This is a genomic window from Paracoccus sp. R86501, assembly GCF_042466435.1.
Lineage (GTDB): Bacteria > Pseudomonadota > Alphaproteobacteria > Rhodobacterales > Rhodobacteraceae > Paracoccus.
Map to the genome: position 1 here is coordinate 552,706 of NZ_JAXHPZ010000001.1, position 22,416 is coordinate 575,121.

Here is a 22,416-nt window from a genome sequence, read left to right on the forward strand (position 1 = left end):
AAATATGGATTTGATCTGACAGGAAGGCTGACCCCCATGACCCGCATCGCCCTGAACGGACTTGGCCGCATCGGCAAACTGGTGCTGCGCGACCTGATCGCATCGGGGGCAGGGGGTCAGATCGCCCTGCTGAACGACGCGCAGGGAACGCCCGAACAGCACGCGACATGGCTGGAGTTCGACAGCATCCATGGTCGCTGGCAGGCCGACATCGGCCATGCCGCGGACAGCCTGTCTATCGATGGCCAGCAGATCGCACTGACCCGCGCCGCCCGGATCGAGGATCTGCCGTTGGCCGCGATGGGCATCGATGTGGTGATCGATTGCACCGGGGTCTTCAAAACGGCGGAAAAGGTCCAGCCCTATTTCGATGCCGGGGTCGGGCGGGTCGTCGTTTCGGCGCCGGTCAAGGACGGCGGCGCGCTGAACATCGTCTATGGCATCAACCATGATGCCTATGATCCCGCGCAGCACCGTCTGATCACGGCGGCCAGCTGCACGACGAACTGCCTGGCCCCGGTGGTCAAGGTCGTCCACGAAGCCCTGGGCATCCGCCACGGCGCGATCACCACCATCCATGACGTGACGAACACGCAGACCATCGTCGACCGCCCCGCCAAGGATTCGCGCCGCGCGCGTTCGGCGCTGGCCAACCTGATCCCGACGACGACCGGATCGGCCACGGCCATCACGCTGATCTATCCCGAACTGGCCGGTCGGCTGAACGGCCACGCGGTGCGGGTGCCGCTGCTGAACGCCTCGCTGACCGATTGCGTCTTCGAGGTCGAGCGTCCCACCACCGCCGAGGAGGTCAACGCCCTGTTCGCCGCTGCTGCCGAAGGCCCGCTGAAGGGCATCCTGGGGTATGAGGAGCGCCCGCTGGTGTCCTCGGATTACCTGAACGATCCGCGTTCGGCGATCATCGATGCGGGCTCGACGATGGTGATCGACGGGACGCAGGTCAAGATTTACGCGTGGTACGACAACGAATGGGGCTATGCCTGCCGGCTGGCCGATATCGTGCGGATGGTGGCGGCATCATGAATGCGATGCGCGCCTATGTGGCGGTGACGGCGGCCTATTGGGCCTTCATGTTGTCGGACGGGGCCTTGCGGATGCTGGTCCTGCTGCACTTTAACGGGTTGGGCTTTTCGCCCATCCAGCTGGCCTATCTGTTCCTGCTGTACGAGGCCGCGGGCATCGTCACTAACCTTGCCGCGGGCTGGATCGCGGCGCGCTTCGGACTGGCCAGCACGCTTTATGCCGGGCTGGGGCTGCAGATCGCGGCGCTTGCCGCGCTGGCGCAACTGGACCCGGGATGGAGCGTTTCGGCCTCGGTCATCTTTGTCATGGCGGTGCAGGGGGCCAGCGGGGTCGCCAAGGACCTGGCCAAGATGTCGTCGAAATCGGCGGTCAAGGTGCTGGCCCCCGAAGGCGACGGCACGCTGTTTCGATGGGTGGCCGCGCTGACGGGATCGAAGAATGCGGTCAAGGGGCTGGGGTTCTTTCTGGGCGCGGCGATGCTGGGGCTGGCCGGATTTCAGGCGGCCATCTGGCTGATGGCGGCGGTGCTGGCGGTGATCCTGATGGCGATCGTGCTGTTCCTGCCCGCCGGTCTGCCGAAAGGGCGCAAGGGCAGCAAGATCAGCGCCATCTGGTCGCGTGACCCGGCGATCAACCGCCTGTCGCTGGCCCGGATGTTCCTGTTCGGCGCGCGCGACGTCTGGTTCGTGGTGGGCATCCCCGTCTATTTCCAGTCGGTGCTGTCGGACGGCACGCCGGACAGCCGCAGGGCAGCGTTCTTTCTGATCGGTACCTTCATGGCCGTCTGGATCATCGCCTATGGCGGCGTGCAGGCGGCGGCGCCGCGGCTGTTGGGCGCAAGGGGCAGGCCGCTGGCGGCGATCATCCATCAGGCCGTGGCATGGGCCGGTTGGCTGGTGCCGATCCCGCTGGCGCTGGCGGCGCTGGTGCTGGCATCGGGCGCGCCCGCGCCTTGGCTGACGGCGATGCTGGTCGCGGGGCTGCTGTTGTTCGGCTTTGTCTTTGCGGTGAATTCGGCGGTGCATTCCTATCTGATCCTGGCCTTTTCCAAGGCCGAGCGTGTGACCATGGATGTCGGTTTCTACTACATGGCGAATGCGGCGGGGCGGCTTCTGGGGACGCTGCTGTCAGGTCTCAGCTATCAGCTGGGCGGCTTAGCGCTGTGTCTGGCGACGGCGGGGGTGATGGCCTTGGCGTCATGGGTCAGCGTGGCACGGCTGAAACCATTGGCGATGGATCTGCGTTGAAAGCCGTCCCCCGACAGGCAGCGCCGGTAAATAATTATTTGCTACATGGGACTAGACAATCGGTCTAGCGTGCTTAGCTAGTGTCCCATGACAGACGCACGCACCCATATTCTGGACACCGGACGCCGCCTTGTGGCGCAGCGCGGCTATACCGCCGTCGGTCTTGGCCAGTTGCTGGCCGAGGCGCAGGTGCCCAAGGGGTCCTTCTATCACTATTTCGCCTCGAAAGAGGGATATGGCTGCGCGCTGCTGGACCGTTATGTCCGGACCTATGAATGCGATCTGGCGACGACGCTGGACAGCGACCATCTGTCGGGCCGCGACAGGGTGCTTGGGTATTTTGCCGATTGGCAGGCGCGCCAAGGCGGTGGCGACGCAGAACGTCAGTGTCTGATCGTCAAGCTGGCCGCCGAGATCAGCGACCTGTCCCCCGACATGACCACCATCCTGCAAAACGGTGTCACGGCGATCATCGCCAAGCTGACGCAGGCGCTGGATGACGCGGGCAGGGACGGATCGATGGTGCCGCTTGCCGACCCCAAAGCCATGGCCACGACCCTTTACCAACTGTGGCTGGGGGCAAGCCTGATGGCACATCTGTCCCATGACGGCACCCCGCTGGACGATGCGATGACGCGCACCCGCGACCTTCTGCCGTCGTCCTGAACAAAAATTCCGAGATACGATCAACCGATCGGGAAAGAGATATCATGACCCAGTCCAAGACACAGAACCGCCGCCACGTCCTGGCCGAACGCCCCAAGGGCGAGCCGACCGAGAATACGCTGCGGCTGGAAACCGTCGATGTGCCGACCCCCGGCAAGGGCCAGATGCTGCTGCGCAACGAATTCCTGTCGCTGGACCCCTACATGCGCGGCCGGATGAGCGACGCGCCCTCTTATGCCGCCCCGGTCGAGGTCGATCAGGTCATGGTCGGCGGGACCGTGTCGCAGGTGGTCACCTCGGACGTTGACGGCTTTGCCGAAGGTGACTGGGTCGTGGCCTTTGGTGGCTGGCAGGATTACGCTCTGTCGGATGGCACCAGCGTCATCAACATGGGCAAGAACCCCGAAAACCCGTCCTGGGCGCTTGGCGTCCTGGGCATGCCCGGCCTGACCGCATGGGCAGGTCTGACCCAGATCGGCCAGCCCAAGGCAGGCGAGACTTTGGTCGTCGCCGGTGCCAGCGGCCCGGTCGGTGCGACGGTCGGCCAGATCGGCAAGATCCTTGGCCTGCGCGTCATCGGCATCGCCGGTGGTGCCGACAAGTGCAAGCATGTGGTCGAGACCCTGGGCTTTGACGCCTGTGTCGATTACAAGGCCGACAGCTTTGCCGATGACCTGAAGGCGCAGGCCACTGACGGCATCGACATCTATTTCGAGAACGTCGGCGGTGCCGTCTTCGATGCGGTCCTGCCGCTGCTGAACCCCTCGGCCCGGATCCCGGTCTGCGGGCTGATCTCGCAGTATAACGCGACCTCGCTGCCGGACGGGCCGGATCGCATGAACTACCTGATGGGTCAGATCCTGCGCAAGCGGATGACCATGCGCGGCTTCATCGTCTTCGACGATTTCGGCCACCTCTATCCCGAATTTGCCGAACAGGTCGGCGGTTGGGTCAAGGAAGGCAAGATCAAGTACCGCGAGGAAATGATCGACGGGCTGGAACAAGCGCCCTCGGCCTTCATTGGACTGCTGCGCGGCGAGGCTTTCGGCAAGCGCGTCATCCGTCTGTCCGCCTGATCCCGCAACACAACAAGGAGATACCAACATGAAAATCCTGATGGTTCTGACCTCGCACGACAAGCTGGGCGACACGGGCAACAAGACCGGCTTCTGGCTGGAAGAATTCGCGGCCCCCTATTACGTCTTCAAGGACGCGGGCGCCGAGATCACCATCGCATCGCCCAAGGGTGGTCAGCCGCCGCTGGACCCCAGCAGCAACACCCCCGATGCCCAGACCGATGCGACCGAACGCTTCAAGGCTGACGATGCAGCGCAGGCCGCGCTGGCCGACACCAAGGTTCTGGCCGACATTCAGGTCGATGGCTTCGACGCCATCTTCTATCCCGGTGGCCACGGCCCGCTTTGGGATCTGGCCGAGGATGCCGACAGCCGCCGCCTGATCGAGGGCTTTGCTGCCAAGGATCTGCCGGTCGGTGCCGTCTGCCACGCGCCGGGCGTCTTCCGCCACACCAAGGGCGCCGATGGCAAGCCGCTGGTCGATGGCAAGCGCGTCACCGGCTTCACCAACACCGAGGAGGAAGCCGTCGGCCTGACCGATGTCGTTCCCTTCCTGGTCGAGGAGATGCTGAAGGCCAATGGCGGTCAGTATGAGAAGGGCGAGGACTGGGGCGTCTTCGTGCTGGTCGACGGCAAGCTGGTGACGGGTCAGAACCCGGCCTCGTCGGAAGAAGCCGCGAAAAAGCTGCTGTCGCTGGTCTGAACCAAAGCTGCTGCAAAACGATGGGAACCCGACCGCCAGCGGTCGGGTTAACATTTGCATATCATCCAATCGGCGGGTAACCGCCGATTTTGCCATACTGATACCCAGGGATATGGATCCATGATCAAGAAGATCTGCCTAGGCATCCTGGCCATCGCAGCGATCGGCGCTGTGGGCTTTGGCGTCTATGCATATAAACCCGCGATGCAGCCGGTGACGGCGGCAGATCACGCGAATTTCCCGCCTGAACAGGTGGAAAAGGGCAGGGTGCTGGCGGGTGCGGGCTATTGCGCGACCTGTCACACCGCCAAGGGCGGCGAACCCTATGCCGGCAATTACGCGATGGAGACGGGCTTCGGCACCATCTATGCCACGAACCTGACCCCCGACATGGAAACGGGCATCGGCACCTATTCGCAGGCCGCCTTCCGCCGTGCCATGCATGAAGGCGTTGGCCGCGATGGCCGCCACCTGTTCCCCGGCTTCCCCTATGACCACTTCACCAAGATGAGCGATGAGGACATCGACGCGATCTATGCCTTCATCATGTCCGAGGTCGAGCCTGTCCGGACCGTCCAGAAGGAAAACGAGCTGCCCTTCCCGCTGAACCTGCGCTTCCTGCAGGCTGGCTGGAAGACGCTGTTCGTTGATTTCGGCGAATACGAAGCCGATCCCGAGAAGTCGGACGAATGGAATCGCGGGGCCTATCTGGCCGAGGGCATCACCCACTGCGGCGCCTGCCATACCCCGCGCAACGTCCTTGGCGCGGAAAAATCCAGCGAAGAATACGCCGGCGCCGAGATCGACCGTTGGCAGGCCCCCGCCCTGACCGCCGCCAACGCCTCGGCCGTGCCGTGGAACGCCGCCGAGTTCCGCGAGTATCTGATCAAGGGTTCGTCCACCTATCATGGCATCGCCGCTGGTCCGATGGGGCCGGTTGTTCATGCCGGTGTGCGCGGACTGCCCGACAGCGACCTGTCCGCCATCAGCGTCTATTTGGCCGATAAGGTCGGCGGCGATGATCTGGACCCCGCCGACAGCGACGTCGTCCGCGCCAGCCTCGAGCGCAACGCCCCCGACCGCCGCTATCGTCAAGCCGAGGGCGAGCGGCTGTACACCACCGCCTGCGCCGCCTGTCACTATAATGCCAAACAGATCCGCGAAGGCCGTCCCGATCTGGGAATCAACTCCTCGGTCAATCAGGATGATCCCAGCAACCTGATCCAGGTGATCCTTTATGGCGTGAACAGCCATCAGGGCACCGAAGGCGTCGTCATGCCGGGCTTTGCCCAAGCGCTGACCGACGATCAGGTCGCCTCGGTCGCAGCCTACCTGCGCGCCGATCGGGCCGAAAAGGCCCCGTGGGAGAACCTGCGCGAGGATGTCACCCAGCTGCGCGCGCGCGGCCCTGGATCCCACTGAATTCACGAAGGAAACACCTGATGGTAAATTTGAAAATCAACGGGCGTGAGGTCAGCGTCGACGCCGATCCCGATACGCCGCTTCTGTGGGCGATCCGCGACGAGGTCGGGCTGACCGGCACCAAGTTCGGTTGCGGCATCGGCATGTGCGGTGCCTGCACCGTCCATGTCGGCGGTCGTGCCACGCGGTCCTGCATCACCGCGCTTGGCGATGTCGAAGGCGCCGAGATCACCACGATCGAGGGGCTAGACGCCAACGACAGCCACCCCGTTCAGGAAGCATGGCGCAACCTGCGGGTTCCGCAATGCGGCTATTGCCAGTCGGGCCAGATCATGCAGGCAGCAGCCCTGCTGACCGATATTCCTGACCCGAGCGACGACGACATCGACGCCGTCATGACCGGCAATCTTTGCCGCTGCATGACCTATCCGCGCATCCGCCAGGCGGTTCGCGAAGCGGCTTCGGCAAATAGGGGGCAAACCCAGAATGGCTAAGAACAAGATCCTTTCGCGCCTTGGCGCAGGCAGCCCGGCAACGGCGCTGAGCCGCCGCGGCTTCCTGATCTCGATGACGGCTGCCGGTGTGGCCTTCGGCTTCCCGCGCACGTCCCATGCCGCGATGGACCCGCAGGCCGCCGATGGCGTCCCGATCGAGGCCGTGGGTGACACCTTCGAACCGACCATGTGGTATTGGATCGACACAGAAGGCCGCGTGAACGTCAACATCATCCGCGCCGAGATGGGCCAGCATGTCGGCACCGCCATCGCCCGCATCCTTGCGGACGAGTTGGAAGTGTCATGGGACGACGTGCGCATCACCCATGTCGATACGGCGGAAAAATGGGGCACCATGGTCACCGGCGGCAGTTGGTCGATCTGGCAGAGCTGGCCCGTCTATCGCCAGGCCGGTGCCGCAGGCCGCACCGCTCTGATCGAAGCCGCCGCCAGCCAATGGGGCGTGGATGCATCGACCTGTACGGCGCGTGACGGCACGGTCACCGATGGCACCAATTCCACCACCTATGCCGAGCTGGTCAAATCAGGCATCAGCCGCAGCTTTACCGAAGACGAACTGGCCGCCCTGCCGCTGAAGGCGCATTCCGACCTGCGTCTGGTCGGCAAGGACGTCACTGCGCTGGACATCACCAACAAGACCAACGGCAAGACCATCTATGGTCTGGATGCCAAGATTGACGGCATGGTCTATGGCATTCCGATGCTGCCACCGACGCGTCTGGGGTCTTCGGTCGCATCCGTCGATGACAGCGGTGCCAAAGAGATCAAGGGCTATCTGCAGACGCTGACGCTGGACGATCCTTCGGGAACGGTTCCGGGGTGGGTCGTCGTTCTGGGTGAAACCCTGTTCGCCGCCAAGCAGGCTGCCGATCAGATCAACGTCGAATGGAACGCCGGCGAAACCGCGATGGTGTCCGAAGCCGACATCCAGGCGCGGTCGCGCGAACTGATCGCCGATGCCTCCAGCGGGGCGATCCTGCCGACCGAGACGCCCGACACCGCCCAAGCCTTCAAGGATGCCGCAGATACGCTCGAGGCGGATTACACCACCTCGACGGTGCTGCACTTCCAGATGGAACCGCTGAACGCCACCGTCTTCCAGAATGAGGACGGCATCTGGGAAACCCATGCCGGCAACCAGTGGCAGTCGCTGATCCTGCCGACCCTGTCGGCGGCGCTTGAGGTTGAACCCGACAAGATCGTCATGCGCAGCTATATGCTGGGCGGCGGTTTCGGGCGTCGCCTGAACGGCGACTACATCGTGCCCGCCGCGCTTGCCTCGAAGCAATTGGGCGGCAAGCCGGTCAAGCTGGTCTTCATGCGCGAACATGACGTCCAGTTCGACAGCGTCCGGTCGCCAAGCGTGCAGAAACTGCGTATGGCATTCGACGCCGACCAGAAGGTCATCGGCATGGATCACGACGCCGCCGCCGGTTGGCCCACGGGCGTCATGGCACCGTCGTTTATGCCCAAGGGCGTGAACGACCAGCCCTATGATGTCTTTGCCATCGACGGTGCCGACCACTGGTATTCGGTCGGTGCGCATAAGGTTCGCGCGATCGAAAACGAACTGGCCAATCAGACCTTCCGTCCCGGCTGGTTGCGCTCGGTCGGTCCGGGCTGGACCAACTTTGCCGTCGAAAGCTTCATGGATGAAGCCGCAGCCAAGATCGGTGTCGATCCGCTGGAGTTTCGCCAGCAGCATCTGATTGCCGAAGGTTACAACGCCGGCACCGCGCCGGATTCGGTCGGTGGCGCATCGCGTCAGAAGGCGGTTCTGGAACGCGTGGCCAAGATGTCGGGCTATGGCACGGCTGATTTGCCTGCCGATACGGCCATCGGCATCGCAACGACCTTCGGTCAAAGCCGCCAGATGCCGACCTGGACCGCAGGTGCCGTTCAGGTGCATGTGGACCGCGAAACTGGCACGGTCGAGGTCCAGAAGATGTGGCTGGCCTTCGATTGCGGTACGGTTGTTGACCCCGATGGGGCGCGCGCGCAATGCGAAGGTGCTGCACTTTGGGGCCTTTCCATGGCGCTGTACGAAGGGACTGAGTTCGAGGATGGCAACGTTCGCGACCTGAACCTTGGCGGCTACACTCCGCTGCGGATGATCGACACACCGGACATGGAGATCGAGTTCATCGACAGCACCGAAGTGCCGGTGGGCTTGGGCGAACCCGGCACCACGGTCATCGCACCGGCCATCGCCAACGCCATCCAGTCTGCCGTGGGCGTGCGCCTGCGCCATCTGCCGATGCGTCCCGACGATGTGTTGGCCGCGCTTAAGGCCTGATACCAACCGCAGGCGCCCGTCACCGCGGGCGCCTGCATCAAGCTGTTGACAGTTCCCCCCGAAATCGCGAACCTGCCCGCACGTCAGGGGAGTCCCGCCTTAAGGGGACTGAGAGGCTGAGTGGGGGCAACCCCGGTGAAGCGACCCTTTGAACCTGACCCAGTTTATGCTGGCGTAGGAAGACCAAAGGCAGCTTCCCCGACCGACGGGGCGGTCCTTTGGGCCGCAAGGTCCGTCATCGGGCCGCGTGGCCCCTTCATCGCTTGTCTTATCCGGGTCGCCCATTTTTGCGGGAGACACTGATGAAACCCAACCCCCAGATCACCACCGGCCCCATGCCCGCATCCAGCAAGCTGTATGTGCCGGGCGCCATGCATGACATCCGCGTGCCGATGCGCCAGATTGCCCTGACAGGCGAGGCCCCGCTGACCGTCTATGACAGCTCCGGCCCCTATACCGACGGGGGTGCGCGGATGGAGATTCAAAGCGGCCTTCCCCCGGTTCGCGGCAACTGGCTGACGGGCAGGGGCGATGCCGAAGCCTATACCGGACGTCCGCTGACCGCCGCCGATAACGGCTTTGTCGATGGCAAGCGCCTGACCCCCGCCTTTCCGCATCAATGTGATCCGCTGCGCGCCACCAAGGGGGCCGTGACCCAGCTGGCCTATGCTCGCGCCGGTATCATCACGCCGGAAATGGAATATGTCGCCATCCGCGAAAATGAAGGCCGCACCGCCGCCTATACCCGTGACGGAGAGGATTTCGGCGCCTCCATCCCCGATCTGGTCACGCCGGAGTTCGTGCGGTCTGAAATTGCGCGGGGGCGGGCGGTGATTCCTGCCAACATCAACCACCCCGAACTGGAACCGATGATCATCGGCCGCAATTTCCTGGTCAAGATCAACGCCAATATTGGCAATTCCGCCGTGACATCCTCGATGGAGGAAGAGGTCAACAAGATGGTCTGGGCCATCCGCTGGGGTGCCGACACCGTCATGGATCTGTCCACGGGCCGCAACATCCACAACATCCGCGACTGGATCATCCGCAACTCGCCCGTGCCCATCGGGACGGTGCCATTGTATCAGGCGCTGGAAAAGGTCGGCGGCATCGCCGAAGATCTGACGTGGGAGATTTACCGCGACACGCTGATCGAACAGGCCGAACAGGGCGTCGATTATTTCACCATCCACGCCGGCGTGCGGCTGCATATGATCCCCATGACGGCCAAGCGCGTGACGGGCATTGTCAGTCGGGGCGGCTCGATCATGGCGAAATGGTGCCTGCACCATCACCGCGAAAGCTTTCTTTACGAGCGCTTCGACGAGATCTGCGAGATTATGCGCGCCTATGATGTGACCTTCAGCCTTGGCGACGGGCTGCGCCCCGGGTCCATCGCCGACGCCAACGATCAGGCGCAATTCGCCGAGCTGGAAACCTTGGGCGAACTGACGAAGAAAGCATGGGCCAAGGATTGTCAGGTCTTTATCGAAGGTCCGGGCCATGTGCCGATGCACAAGCTTAAGGCCAATATGGACAAGCAGCTTCAACATTGCCACGAAGCCCCATTCTATACGCTTGGGCCGCTGACCACCGATATCGCGCCCGGTTACGACCATATCACCAGCGCCATCGGAGCGGCGATGATCGGTTGGTTCGGGACCGCGATGCTGTGCTATGTCACGCCGAAGGAGCATCTGGGACTGCCGGATCGAGACGATGTGAAGACCGGCGTCATCACCTACAAGCTGGCGGCCCATGCGGCGGATCTGGCCAAGGGGCACCCGGGTGCGCAGATGCGCGACGATGCGCTGTCACGCGCGCGCTTCGATTTCCGCTGGCAGGATCAGTTCAATCTGGGCCTGGACCCCGATACCGCGCGCGAGATGCATGACGAGACCATGCCCGCCGATGCCCATAAGGTCGCGCATTTCTGTTCGATGTGCGGGCCCAAGTTCTGCTCGATGAAGATATCGCATGATATCCGCGCGACGGCGGAAAAGCAGGAAGGCATGGAGCGGATGGCCGATCTGTTCCGCGAAAAGGGCCAGCTTTACGTCCCGGCCGACGGATAAGGCATGGGGGCCCCGCCAGTGTGGCGGGGCCGTCTGATCAGAATTTGTCCATGTCGTTGGCGATGGTCACCTTGCCTTCATAGGTCGAGGCAATGCCACTGTTGATGGCATCCAGATCCTCTTTCAGGCCGGCGGCGATATGGGTCACCACCAGTTCGGGCGCACCCGATGCTGTCGCCAGCTTGCCCAGATCGGCGGGCAGCAGGTGGTGTTCGGACAGGTGCTTCTTGAGGAAGTTGACCTTGTCGTCCGGCATGTTCGGCACGGCCATGCGGGTCGCGGCGATCACGCTGTCCAGTTCGATGACTTCGCCGATCAGCAGGTCTGCACCCTTGGCCAGTTCCTCGACATCCGGGCTGGGGCCGGTATCGCCGGTATAGACGATGGTGCGGTCGGGCGTTTTGAAGCGGAAGGACAGGCTGTGGTATTTCCCGGCCTGCGGGCTGTCGGGGGCGAAGGAGTAATGGGTGTTGTCCGCCGTGGTCACCTCGATCTTGCCGACGGTCAACTGATCGCCCGGCATGATGATGTGGGCAACCGCCAGATCCTCGGGTTTGATCGGTTCGGCGCCGACGCCATATCCGGCCTCCATCGCGGGGGCCAGGGCGGCCAGGATGCCTGCAACCATGTCATCGGTGCCCGGAGGGCCATAGACCTGCAGCGGTTTCACCACATCGGTCTGCAGGCGCAGGGCCAGAATGGCCAACAGGCCCCCGAAATGGTCACCATGCAGGTGGCTGATGAAGACGTTTTCCAGATCGCGCGGCATGACGCGCATCTTGGACAGCTGCTGTGCGGTGCCGTCGCCCGCATCGACCAGCGACAGGATGCCATCGACATTCAACACGTTCGCGGGCTGGGAACGATGGGGCACGGCCACGGGTCCGCCGCGCGTGCCAAGGATGGTGAAGCTGGTTTCCGCCAGAACCGGCAAGGCGGTCAGGGACAGCAGGCCGGCAAGGGCCGCGGTCAGGAATGGGTTGCGTCGCATGAGTATCCTCCCTCACGTAAAATGTCGCCGAAGAGGATGTGCGCCAGCAGGTACCTTGCCTGAAACAAGGCCGGTCCTGCATCGGTTGATGTGACAATCCTCCCTTGTGCGCAGTGTCACGCTGCGCACTTTGGGTACGCTATGTCACAGTGATGCATTGAGGAAATTACATTTATAAATCGACACTATCCACGCAGTGGATACGTCGGTTCAGTCCCGCGGCGTCCTGAGCGCCTTGGATAAGGCGCCTGTTGCAGGAAGATCATCGTCGAAACGGATGCCGGCCTCGATATGGCGCAGGTGCTGGTCCAGCAGAGTCTGGGCGGTTTCCATGTCGCGGGCTTCGATCGCGTCGGTGATGCGGGTGTGTTCGTCATCGGCGCAAAGCGTGCCGTGGCCGGTGGCGTAAAGCCCGATGATCAGCGAACTGCGCATGGTCAGTTCCTCGAGATAGCGCAGTAGCACGGGATTGCGCCCGATGCGGCCCAGCAGCACGTGGAAACCGCGCGACAGGCGCACCGCGGCGGGGCGGTCGCCGCTGCCCTTGGCCAAGGCTTCCTGCGCCAGATGCACGCGCAGGGATGCGATGTCTTCGGCGGTCGCCTGACGGATGGCATTGCGGCAGATCACGACCTCGATGGCGCGGCGGGCCTGAAACACATCGCGGGCGTCCTGAGGCGTCGGAGTGGCAACATAGGCACCGCGGTTGGGCAGGTGATCGACCACCTGATAGGCCGTCAACGTCCCAAGCGCGCGCCGCACATGGGCGCGGTTGCAGCCGAACAGATCCGACAAGGCCTGTTCGCCCAGTTTGGTGCCCGCATGCAGGCGCTGATCGGCAATCGCGTCCAGAATGCTGTCGACAATGACGGTTTCAAGCGGCTTTTCCATGGCTGACAGATTGCACAGCCCGTGATCACACGCAAGAAACATGCGCTTATTATTCGGGCAAAGAAAATATTATCTGATTGTTAACAATCTGTGTTATCAATCCTGCGACTCGGCAGAAGGACGCAGGCATGAAACTGGTTGTCATCAACCCAAACTCCACCACCTCGATGACCGACAAGATCGTGGCATCGGCGCGCGCCGTCGCAGGTCCGCAGGTGCAGGTCATCGGCCGCACCGCCCATGGCGCCCCCGCCAGTATCGAGGGTCATCATGACGAGGTGATGGCCGCCCCCCACCTGCTGCGCGAAGTGGCGCAGGCCGAAAAGGATGGCGCGGATGCCATCGTCATCGCCTGTTTCGACGACCCTGCGATCGGCGCCTGCCGCGAGATCGCGTCCGGCCCCGTCATCGCCATCTGCGAGGCGGGGATGATGGCCGCCAGCATGATCGCGACCTCGTTTTCCATCGTCACGACGCTGCCCCGCTCGGTCCCCGTGATCGAGGAACTGGTTCGCAAATACGGCCAGGACCACAAGTGCCGCCGCGTCCGGTCCGCCGCCATCCCCGTGCTGGCGCTGGAGGAACCCGGTTCGCAGGCCCGCCAACAGGTCCGGGCCGAAATCATGCGCGCCATCGAACAGGACGGCTGCGAGGCCGTGCTGCTGGGCTGCGCGGGCATGGCCGATCTGACGGAATGGCTGACTGCGGAAACCGGCATCCCTGTCATCGACGGCGTGACCGTCGCCACGAAAATGGCCGAGGCGCTTGTGGGCGCCGGGCTGAAGACCAGCAAGATCGGCGCCTATGCGGTGCCCAACAAGAAATAAGACGACCCCAGCTTCCAACAGGGAAAACAGACATGACGTATCAAGACACCGCCGGGGCCGCGCCGCCCCATCCGTCCCGTGGCGACAAGAGCATCGGCCAGGAAAGCCTGGCCCCGCAGCAGACCCGCATCATGGGGTCGTGGTCCTATCTTTTCGCCTGGCTGGGCGGCTGCGTGTCCATCGGCACCTTCACCATCGGGTCGGGGCTGGTCGGCACGCTGAACCTGCTGCAGGTGGTCGTGGCCATTGCCATCGGCTGCACCGTCATCGGGGCGGCGCTGATGATCAACGGGCAGGCGGGGCACCGATACGGCATTCCGTTCATGGTGCAGGCGCGATCGTCCTTCGGCTTTACCGGCACGCGGTTGCCGGCGCTGGTCAGATCGGTCCCGGCGCTGGTCTGGTTCGGCTTCCAAAGCTGGATCGGGGCAGGGGCGCTGAACCTTGTTTCGGAAACCATGTTCGGCTTTTCCAACATCTGGGCCTTCTTCATCGGCTTCCAAGCGTTGCAGATCGGGCTTTCGGTGCTGGGCTTTCACGGCATCAAGTGGCTGGAGAACATCGGCTCGGTCTTCATCATCGGGTCGCTGATCTACATGTTCTTCAGCGTCATCGGCAAATACGGCACCCAGATCAGCGACAATCTTGTCAATGTCAACGGAACATGGGGCGCACCCTTCTGGGGGGCGACGATGCTGTTTCTGGGCATTTATTCCACGATGATGCTGAACGTCTCGGATTACAGCCGCGAACTGCATGACGACGTGGGGCGCGGTCGGCAGGTGGCGATCTATGCCAATTCGATCCTGCCCGCGACACTGTTCATGGGGCTGATCGGGCTGATGGTGTCGGGCGCCACGGGCGAGGTCGATCCGATCAAGGTGTTTTCCAGCGCCGTCAACAACAAGCTGCTGCTGGTGACGACGCTGCTGTTCATCGCCTTCGCGCAGGTGACGACGAACATCCTGAACAACGTCGTGCCGCCCGCCTATGCGCTGATGGATGTCTTCAAGCTGCCCTTCCGCACGGCGGCGGTGCTGGTGGGGCTGCTGGCCTTTGCCACCTTCCCCTGGCTGCTGGTCCGCGATGAAAGCGCGGCGGGGCTGAACCTGTTCATCCAGACCTACAGCGCCTTCCTTGGGCCGATCTTCGCGATCCTGGTGGTCGACTACTATGTGATCCGCGGCCAGAAGCTGAACCTTGACCATCTTTACGATCCGCAGGGGCCATATCGCGGCATCAATCCGGCTGCCGTCATCGCGACGGTGATCGGCGTGGTCTTCGCGCTGATCTTTGCGGGCGTCAGTTGGTACGCCAGCCTGATCCCCGCCGGGGTCAGCTATTACCTGCTGATGAAGATGCTGCCCGCCGCGCGTCGTTTCGCAACCTGAGGTTGGTGGCGCGGGCGGGGGCGACCCCGCCCGTCCGCTCAGATGTCGAAGACCACGCCCTGCGCCAAAGGCAGGTCGCGGGAATAGTTGATGGTATTGGTCGCGCGCCGCATATAGGACTTCCACGCGTCCGATCCGCTTTCGCGCCCGCCGCCGGTTTCCTTCTCGCCCCCGAACGCCCCGCCGATTTCCGCCCCCGAGGTGCCGATGTTGACGTTGGCGATGCCGCAATCGGACCCTTGGACCGACAGGAAGGTCTCGCTTTCGCGCAGGTCGGTGGTGAAGATGGCCGAGGACAGCCCCGCGCCGACGGCGTTGTGCTCCGCCAGCATGGCGTCGAAATCGTCGTATTTCATCACGTAAAGGATCGGTGCGAAGGTTTCGCGCAGCACGGGGCCGGACTGGGACGGCATCTCGACTAAGGCAGGGCGGGCATAGAAGGCATCGGGTTCGCCCGCATCGTGACGTTCGCCACCATGCACCACGCCGCCTGTCTGAGCGGCGGCCTCCAGCGCGGCCTGCATGGCGTCGAAGGCGGCACGGTCGATCAGCGGGCCGACCAGCGCGTCGGTGGTCAGCGGATTGCCGATGCTGACCGTGTGGAAGGCCTTGATCAGCCGCGGCACCAGTTCGTCATAGATATCGGCATGCACGAACAGCCGCCGCGTCGTCGTGCAGCGCTGGCCCGCCGTCCCCATCGCCCCGAAAGCCACGGCCCGCAGCGCCATGTCCAGATCGGCCGAGGGGCAGACGATGCCCGCATTGTTGCCGCCCAGTTCTAGGATCGAACGGCCAAAACGCTCCGCCACCTTGGGTCCGACGATGCGCCCCATGCGCGTCGAGCCGGTGGCCGAGACCAGCGCCACCTTCGGGTTCTCGACCAGCGCCGCGCCGACCGATGCATCGCCGATCAGCACCTGCGACAGATCCGCGGGCGCATCGCCGAAGCGGTCCATCGCGCGGGTCAGGATGGCCTGACAGGCCAGCGCCGTCAGTGGCGTCTTTTCCGATGGCTTCCAGACCACGCTGTTGCCGCAGACCAGCGCCAGCGCGGTGTTCCACGACCAGACGGCAACGGGGAAGTTGAAGGCGCTGATGACGCCCACAATGCCGAGCGGGTGCCAGGTCTCCATCATGCGGTGGCCGGGGCGTTCGGTGGCGATGGTCAGTCCGTAAAGCTGGCGCGACAGGCCGGTGGCGAAATCGCAGATGTCGATCATCTCCTGCACCTCGCCCAGGCCTTCCGAGGTGACCTTGCCCGCCTCGATTGATACCAGCCTGCCAAGGGCGGCCTTGTTGCGGCGCAGCTCCTCGCCCAGCAGGCGGACCAATTCGCCGCGACGGGGGGCGGGCACCATGCGCCATGCGCGGAAGGCGGCCTGCGCCCGGTCGATGGCGGCGGCGGTGGTCGTCGCATCGTCGCGGGCAAGGCTGGCGATCTGCTGGCCGTTGACGGGGCTGCGGCAGGGCATGTCGCCCGTGCTCAGGGTGGCGGGATCGACGCCAAGGTCGGTCATCAGGGCGTGCACGTCTGCTGTCAGGTCCATGGGTCTTTGGTCTTTCGTTCGGTTGCGGTCGATCAGGCGGGCGCCATTCCCAGCTGCGCCATGCATCGCGCCAGCGAGGCGTCCTGCAATTGCTGGTACAGTGCGAATTCGTCATGCGTCGGCGCGCCCAGATCGGCCTCGAAGGCGGCGCGATTGGGGTTGGCGGCGAAATCCTGAGCCGCCTCATCGCCAAGGTTCGACTGGAAGATGCCGGCGGCGCTGACCGGCAGGAAATCCTCGTATGTCAGGGGATGGGCGCGCAGATGGCCGCTGGCGATCAGGGCCTCGGCGTCGCTGCCGGGGGCGGGTGGGGTGTCCATGCCCGGCCGTACCGAGAATTCGCAATAGCCCAGCCCCTGCAAACGGATCGTATCCGCATCATCGGGGAAATCGGCGAAGTTGGTTTCCAGCGCGCAAATGTATTCGGCAGCGTTGCTGCCGTCGGACTTGGGCGTGACCATGGCGCGTGCGCGGGTCAGCAGGCGGTCGTAAAGCGCCTTGCCCTTGGGGGTCAGGGCCTGACCGCGCGCCTCGATCTCTCCGAAGCGGGCGGTGTGCTGGCCGGGGCTGCCTGCAAAGCTGACAGCCTCGTCCAGGGCCTTGAACGATGTCTGGCGCAGAAGGATCGGGCAGCGCCGCGCCGGAGGCCCCTCGACCACGGCCTTGGGCGCGATGCCGTGATCGGGCATCATCCGCTGCACGGCGTCGATGTCCAGCGTGCGCGGGGTCAGGTGGTTGATATGGGGGCCGCGAAAGGCGACCACATCGGCCAGCAGGCGGTGCGCGTCATGCAGGCGGCGGTACATGGTCTGATCGACCGGGGCATCGGCATGCCAGCGGAAGGTTTCCAGCGCCTGCTGAACGAAGGTCGCGGCATCGGCGGGCGAGAGGCCCCCTTGCGCCTCGGCCCGTTCGATCAGCGCGATGCAGTCGTCGGTGAAGATACGGCGGTTTTGCAGCAACTGACGGGCGACTTCGCGCAGCGCCGCGTCCTGCACCAGATCCAGCCGCAGCAGGGATGTGAAGACCCGGAAGGGGTTCGCGTTCAGTGCCGATTGCGTCAGCGGGCGGAAGGCAGTCGAATGGACGGGCACGCCTGCCTCGGTCAGGTCGTAATAGCCGACCGGATGCATCCCCATCACCGCGAAAAGCCTGCGCATCATCAACAGTTCGGCAGGGGTGCCAAGCCGGATCGCCCCGTGCCGTTCGTAGGACACGCGGCCCAATTCCCCCGTGGCCTGCATCCGGTCCCGCAGCGCCGGATCGTCGGCCAACCGCCGATCATTCACCTGTGCGACCAGCGTGATCAGCTGGCCATAGGCGGGAACCTCTTTGCGGTACATGGCGGACATGGCGGCGGAAAACATGCCGCGGATGTCGTCGGGACTGGCGTGGTCTGGGGTGTTCATCGGTCTGATCCACTGTCGATCGCTGCGCTTTGCCCGGACCTTAGGCCATCACCGCCCCGGGTGGCGATAAGGACACGGAAAATCCGTGACGTTTTCATGAAAATGGCTTTGGGTCCGGCCCGCAACCCCTGTATAGATCCATCCAAGGTTGCATCGCCCGCCAAGGCGCGCGCCATTTTGCGCCGACCGGACGGGGCCGACCCGAACGGCGGCGGCCATGCGTCAATCACGGGGATCGATCCGGTCATGCGTCACGCCATTCTGCTGCTTGGTTCGGGGCTGTATCTGCTGATGTCAGGCGGCGTCTGGGCAGGGCAGGTCGATTGCCGTCAGTCCGCGGGCGTCGATCAGCGTCACGCAAGCGGGCTGTGCCAGGCCCTTCGCGACCTTGAAACGCCACCGGGGCTGCGTCTGCGGGTCTTGGCGACGACACCTTCGTCGGTCACCGCGATGCTGGTCACGCCGCAGGGGACGTCGCGCCAGCCAATGCGCTTCAACGTCATGGACCGCGAGCCGACCCCCGACGACTACGCCGGTTTCGCCCGCGACCTGTTGCGTTTCGCCCTGCCCGAGTGAATTGAGATCACGATATGTGTACGCTTTGCGCCAGTTTCCGGCCCTTTGACAAAACCTGCGCCTTTGGCAGTCTGGCGGACAGCAGTCTGACCACCGCACAGGCGACCATCCACGAAGGTGCGGACGCCCTTGCATCGACGGCGACCGGCTATCGCATGACGGTGGGCGACGACTTCCGCGGCCGGATCGACCGTGACGGCGACAGCGACTGGATCAAGATCCGGCTGGAGGCGGGGCAGACCTATCGCTTTGACCTGACAGGAAATTCGCTAAGCGATCCGATGCTGGCACTGCATGACCCCAAGGGTTCGCTGCTGGCGTCGAACGATGATGCGGGGTCTGGGCTGGACAGCCAGATCATCTTTACCGCCGTGCAGACCGGCACCCATTATCTGGACGCATCGGCTTTTGGCGGCGACACTGGCAGCTATGTCTTGTCGGCGGTCGGCATGCCCAAGCCTGCTGCGGTTTCCATGACGGATCTGGCGGACTATCTGGTGGGCGGCTTCTGGAGCGATCTGGGTCAGCAGGCGCGGGCCTTCGATACGTCGCGCGACAATACGATCACGGTGAACCTGACGGGACTTGACGCATCGGGGCGCAGTCTGGCGCGGGATGCGATGGCGGCCTGGTCCTCGGTCGCGGATCTGAAGTTCCGCGAGACATCAGGCAGCGCCGACATCCATTTCGACGACGGCAGCGACGGGGCCTATGCCTGGTCCAGCACCATGGGCAGCCGCATCATGTCGTCCGAGATCAACATCGACACCGACTGGCTGCGCCGCGAAGGGGGGCAGATCGGCACCTATGGCTTCCAGACCTATCTGCATGAGATCGGCCATGCCTTGGGGCTGGGCCATCAGGGCAGCTATAATGGCTGGGCCGATTTCGGGTCCGATGCCGTGTTTCTGAACGACAGCTGGCAGGCCTCGGCCATGTCGTATTTTTCCCAGTCCGAAAACCCCAACATCAATGCCACCTACGCGTTCGTCGCAACGCCGATGCCCGCCGACATCATCGCGATCCAGCAGCTTTACGGAGCGGCGGGGCAGGGAACGCTGACGGCGGGGAACACGGTTTTCGGCGTCGGTCATACCTTGGGCGACAGCTGGCTGGGGCGGCTGTTTTCGGCGCAGGACGGGCATGGCGATCCGACCGTGCGTGCGGCCCGCAGTGCCGCGATGACCATCCATGACGCTGGCGGCTTTGATCTGCTGAACCTTGGCAATGACGGGCAGGCGCAGCGGGTGGACCTGCGCATCGGCGCGGCGTCCGACGTCTATGGCATGCGCGGCAACCTGCAGATCGGGCCGGGCACCGTGATCGAGGCCTATGTGGCCGGTTCCGGCAACGACGTGGTGCGGGGAAATGCTGCCGACAATACCCTTGATGGCGCTGCAGGCGATGACACGATGCAAGGGGCGCGGGGCGACGACATCCTGAACGGCGGCGGCGGTGCGGACCGGCTGATGGGCGGTCTGGGGCACGACCGCCTGTTCGGCAATCAGGGCGATGACGTTTTGACCGATCTGAACGGCAACAACCTGCTGTCGGGCGACTTCGGCAATGATGATCTGCGCAGCGGCGCGGGGCGCGACACCCTGCAGGGCGGACATGGCGATGATATTCTGCAGGCGGGCGGCGGCCGCGACACCCTGACAGGGGGCGCGGGTCGTGACCGTCTGACCGGCAATCAGGGCGATGATCGCCTGTCGGGCGGTGCCGGCGCCGACCGGCTGGAAGGCGGCACCGGCAATGATGTCCTGCGCGGGCAGGCGGGATATGACCGGATGTTCGGCTATCACGGTGATGATACGCTGGTGGGCGGGCAGGGTGCCGACCGCATGTCCGGAGGGCCGGGAGAAGACGTCTTCCGCTTTTTCAGTGCCACTGACAGCAGGCGCGATGCATCCGACCTGATCGTCGATTTCCAAACCGATGCCGATCTGCTGGACCTGCGCGCGCTTGGACTGACGCATGACGCATGGAACGCGGGCGACGAACCCGCGCTGCGTTGGTCGCATGAGAAAGGTCGGACATTGATCGAGGTGGACGTCGATGGCGACCGACAGGCCGACATGCTGATCCGACTGGCGGGCGTGATTGAGCTGCAGGAGAATCATTTCCTGCTGTAAAAGCGTTTCCAGAAAAACATTCCGGCGGTGTGGGTGTTCGCCATATCCCCACGTCAGGATTGCATCTATATGCAGTGGGGCATCCTCCAAAGCTGTCTGCCGGAAGGGCCAACCATGCCCGCCCTTGGACATTTGGAACCGGTGGCGCAAACCCGCATTGCGCAGCGCCAAATGCAGGTCGGTCGTCGCCTTTGGGAAAGGGGGCATCGGCACCGACGTCGAAATACATCAGCGGGACGTGGGCAGCGTTCGTGGCTGCGATCAGCGACAGGGCGCACAGTTGGTCTATTCGGCTGTCAAGCGATCAGACCCGATAAGTCCGGACCCAAAACCGTGTCGAAACGCGTCGTGGACCCGTGATCGGTCAGGCCCCAGCAAGTATCCGTCGATGCGGAACGAGGAACTGAGCGCCGCGATCCCTGCGAAACTGCTGAAATGGTGCAGCTGATAAACGCTGGCCGCCATGCCGCCCATCAAGATGCTAAGCATCGACCGCGTGTCGCCGGTGGCAAGGGTGCGATAGCGGCCATCAATGCCGGGAACGAAGGTCTGCATGAACATCCGCTGCCAGCGCTGCGCCCCATCGGCACTATCCCGAAAATAGGCGGCCAAGCTGTTGTCGGCACCCCGCCGCCTGCCCGGTGCCATAGCGATCAGCGGCGTGATCAACCCCGCCATTCATCACCTACAGCACCGGATAATATCGCCCCTTCTGCTGATAGCCCGTCGGCAGTTAGACAGAATAGGCGACCAGCCTGCCCAGTGTGGCATCTGGCAGGACATTTTGTATGCATCCGGCAGCGCTCCTCCAGAAGACCAACTTCTAGGACAGCGATATGCCTCCACCCCGCACTCCTGGCCCCGGGTTCGACCCGCGATGACATGGCCAACGGTTGCTACTGTAGCTCGAATGGCTGACCTTGAACCGGTCATTCACCTGATTGCTGGCGGTATAGCTGCAATCGGGGATCCAAGTTTCCTGCGCGCCCGAAGGATCAAATCGGTCGTCACCCAGAAGCTCAGCTTTTCGGCCACTGCCATCCCGCAGACACGGCCGGAGCGATCCATTCGTCGGGCTGGGCAGGCCAAAGCCAATAGAGCAATTTGCGGTCTTGTTGACCGGCCGCGGTACCTGCGGCGGCTTGTGACTGCCCCGCAAACCGCCATCCAGCAACGACAACATAATATCGGCACTTTTGGATGGAAAACAGCGTACTATCGCTGAAATAGCTGATGTTCAGCTTGTTCGTGGCCTCGAAGTTGATTGCACAGATAAAGTTGGGGTCCCAAGGGGCTTGGTGGCCGGACATGGAAAAATGCACCTGCGAAAAGTTCATCGTCAGGCGGTCGTCGAAGCGGACCGAACATCCCAGCCTGTCCCGCAACTTGCCGTATCGGGTGTCCTATTTGCGGTGATCCATATACTGCAGGCTCGGCCGTCGGCGATCGAACAGTTCAAGCGAAAACGTCGGGCTTATGCCTTTGGGGCCGCTCCGCTTTGGGTGCGGGGGCGCTCCGATGGCGGGGACGGTCCTCATCCGGCAGCCCATCTGCCGTGGCGGTAATCGCGCGTTGGAAATCTGCGGCAATCACCTCCTTGGCCAA

The 22,416-nt window shown here is 63.6% G+C and carries 19 protein-coding genes and 1 riboswitch; of the genes, 13 read left to right on the forward strand and 6 right to left on the reverse strand.

What is annotated here, in order from left to right:
- The first annotated feature begins 36 nt into the window (after positions 1–36).
- The 9 genes from SJY40_RS02825 to thiC all read left to right on the forward strand — a co-directional run bounded on the left by SJY40_RS02825 (position 37) and on the right by thiC (position 11,044).
- Positions 37–1,044 carry an ArsJ-associated glyceraldehyde-3-phosphate dehydrogenase gene (locus SJY40_RS02825; protein WP_378942487.1) on the forward strand — a complete coding sequence of 336 codons (1,008 nt, stop codon included), beginning with the start codon at positions 37–39 and terminating at the stop codon, positions 1,042–1,044.
- Positions 1,041–2,291, forward strand: a complete 1,251-nt coding sequence (gene arsJ, locus SJY40_RS02830) for an organoarsenical effux MFS transporter ArsJ (protein ID WP_378942489.1) — start codon at positions 1,041–1,043, stop codon at positions 2,289–2,291. The genes SJY40_RS02825 and arsJ overlap by 4 nt, the downstream gene beginning before the upstream one ends.
- Positions 2,292–2,378: 87 nt before the next feature.
- Positions 2,379–2,957: a TetR/AcrR family transcriptional regulator gene (locus SJY40_RS02835; protein WP_378942492.1), complete on the forward strand. Its 579-nt coding sequence runs from the start codon at positions 2,379–2,381 to the stop codon at positions 2,955–2,957.
- Positions 2,958–3,001: 44 nt separating this feature from the next.
- Complete coding sequence (locus SJY40_RS02840; RefSeq protein ID WP_378942495.1) at positions 3,002–4,033, forward strand: NADP-dependent oxidoreductase; 1,032 nt, start codon at positions 3,002–3,004, stop codon at positions 4,031–4,033.
- A gap of 28 nt (positions 4,034–4,061) precedes the next feature.
- Positions 4,062–4,736: a type 1 glutamine amidotransferase domain-containing protein gene (locus SJY40_RS02845; protein ID WP_378942497.1), complete on the forward strand. Its 675-nt coding sequence runs from the start codon at positions 4,062–4,064 to the stop codon at positions 4,734–4,736.
- Positions 4,737–4,856: 120 nt separating this feature from the next.
- A complete protein-coding gene (locus SJY40_RS02850; RefSeq protein ID WP_378942500.1) occupies positions 4,857–6,158 on the forward strand; it encodes a cytochrome c in 1,302 nt (433 codons plus the stop codon).
- A 20-nt stretch (positions 6,159–6,178) separates the two neighbouring features.
- Positions 6,179–6,652 carry a (2Fe-2S)-binding protein gene (locus SJY40_RS02855; RefSeq protein WP_378942502.1) on the forward strand — a complete coding sequence of 158 codons (474 nt, stop codon included), beginning with the start codon at positions 6,179–6,181 and terminating at the stop codon, positions 6,650–6,652.
- Positions 6,645–8,969, forward strand: coding sequence for a molybdopterin cofactor-binding domain-containing protein (locus SJY40_RS02860; RefSeq protein ID WP_378942504.1), 2,325 nt, complete (start codon positions 6,645–6,647; stop codon positions 8,967–8,969). The genes SJY40_RS02855 and SJY40_RS02860 overlap by 8 nt, the downstream gene beginning before the upstream one ends.
- A gap of 75 nt (positions 8,970–9,044) precedes the next feature.
- A riboswitch (TPP riboswitch) is annotated at positions 9,045–9,167 on the forward strand.
- Positions 9,168–9,271: 104 nt separating this feature from the next.
- Positions 9,272–11,044: a phosphomethylpyrimidine synthase ThiC gene (gene thiC, locus SJY40_RS02865; protein ID WP_378942506.1), complete on the forward strand. Its 1,773-nt coding sequence runs from the start codon at positions 9,272–9,274 to the stop codon at positions 11,042–11,044.
- 37 nt (positions 11,045–11,081) lie between these two features.
- On the opposite strand, the gene SJY40_RS02870 is transcribed toward thiC, so the two are convergent.
- Entirely contained in the window at positions 11,082–12,035 is a 954-nt protein-coding gene (locus SJY40_RS02870; protein ID WP_378942509.1) for an MBL fold metallo-hydrolase, read from the reverse strand.
- A gap of 210 nt (positions 12,036–12,245) precedes the next feature.
- Entirely contained in the window at positions 12,246–12,926 is a 681-nt protein-coding gene (locus tag SJY40_RS02875; protein ID WP_378942511.1) for a GntR family transcriptional regulator, read from the reverse strand.
- 128 nt (positions 12,927–13,054) lie between these two features.
- Between SJY40_RS02875 and SJY40_RS02880 the strand changes: the two genes are divergently transcribed.
- Both SJY40_RS02880 and SJY40_RS02885 read left to right on the forward strand, forming a co-directional pair.
- Positions 13,055–13,753: an aspartate/glutamate racemase family protein gene (locus tag SJY40_RS02880; RefSeq protein WP_378942513.1), complete on the forward strand. Its 699-nt coding sequence runs from the start codon at positions 13,055–13,057 to the stop codon at positions 13,751–13,753.
- Between the two features lie 32 nt (positions 13,754–13,785).
- Positions 13,786–15,144, forward strand: a complete 1,359-nt coding sequence (locus tag SJY40_RS02885) for an NCS1 family transporter (RefSeq protein WP_378942516.1) — start codon at positions 13,786–13,788, stop codon at positions 15,142–15,144.
- 38 nt (positions 15,145–15,182) lie between these two features.
- Here SJY40_RS02885 and SJY40_RS02890 read toward each other — a convergent pair whose 3' ends face one another.
- Complete coding sequence (locus SJY40_RS02890) at positions 15,183–16,661, reverse strand: aldehyde dehydrogenase family protein (protein ID WP_378948252.1); 1,479 nt, start codon at positions 16,659–16,661, stop codon at positions 15,183–15,185.
- A gap of 62 nt (positions 16,662–16,723) precedes the next feature.
- The gene (locus SJY40_RS02895) at positions 16,724–18,100 is read right to left on the reverse strand and encodes a VOC family protein (protein ID WP_378942519.1); all 1,377 of its coding nucleotides are present in this window, start codon (positions 18,098–18,100) and stop codon (positions 16,724–16,726) included.
- 96 nt (positions 18,101–18,196) lie between these two features.
- Here SJY40_RS02895 and SJY40_RS02900 point away from each other — a divergent pair, with 96 nt between their 5' ends.
- The gene (locus tag SJY40_RS02900) at positions 18,197–18,676 is read left to right on the forward strand and encodes a hypothetical protein (protein ID WP_378942521.1); all 480 of its coding nucleotides are present in this window, start codon (positions 18,197–18,199) and stop codon (positions 18,674–18,676) included.
- Between the two features lie 14 nt (positions 18,677–18,690).
- Complete coding sequence (locus SJY40_RS02905) at positions 18,691–20,811, forward strand: M10 family metallopeptidase C-terminal domain-containing protein (RefSeq protein ID WP_378942523.1); 2,121 nt, start codon at positions 18,691–18,693, stop codon at positions 20,809–20,811.
- Positions 20,812–21,096: 285 nt separating this feature from the next.
- Here the strand turns inward: SJY40_RS02905 and SJY40_RS02910 are convergent, their stop codons facing one another.
- Together SJY40_RS02910 and SJY40_RS02915 are read right to left on the reverse strand one after the other, a co-directional pair.
- Complete coding sequence (locus tag SJY40_RS02910) at positions 21,097–21,489, reverse strand: hypothetical protein (RefSeq protein ID WP_378942525.1); 393 nt, start codon at positions 21,487–21,489, stop codon at positions 21,097–21,099.
- Positions 21,490–21,830: 341 nt separating this feature from the next.
- Positions 21,831–22,196, reverse strand: coding sequence for a hypothetical protein (locus tag SJY40_RS02915; RefSeq protein WP_378942528.1), 366 nt, complete (start codon positions 22,194–22,196; stop codon positions 21,831–21,833).
- Positions 22,197–22,416 lie beyond the last annotated feature (220 nt).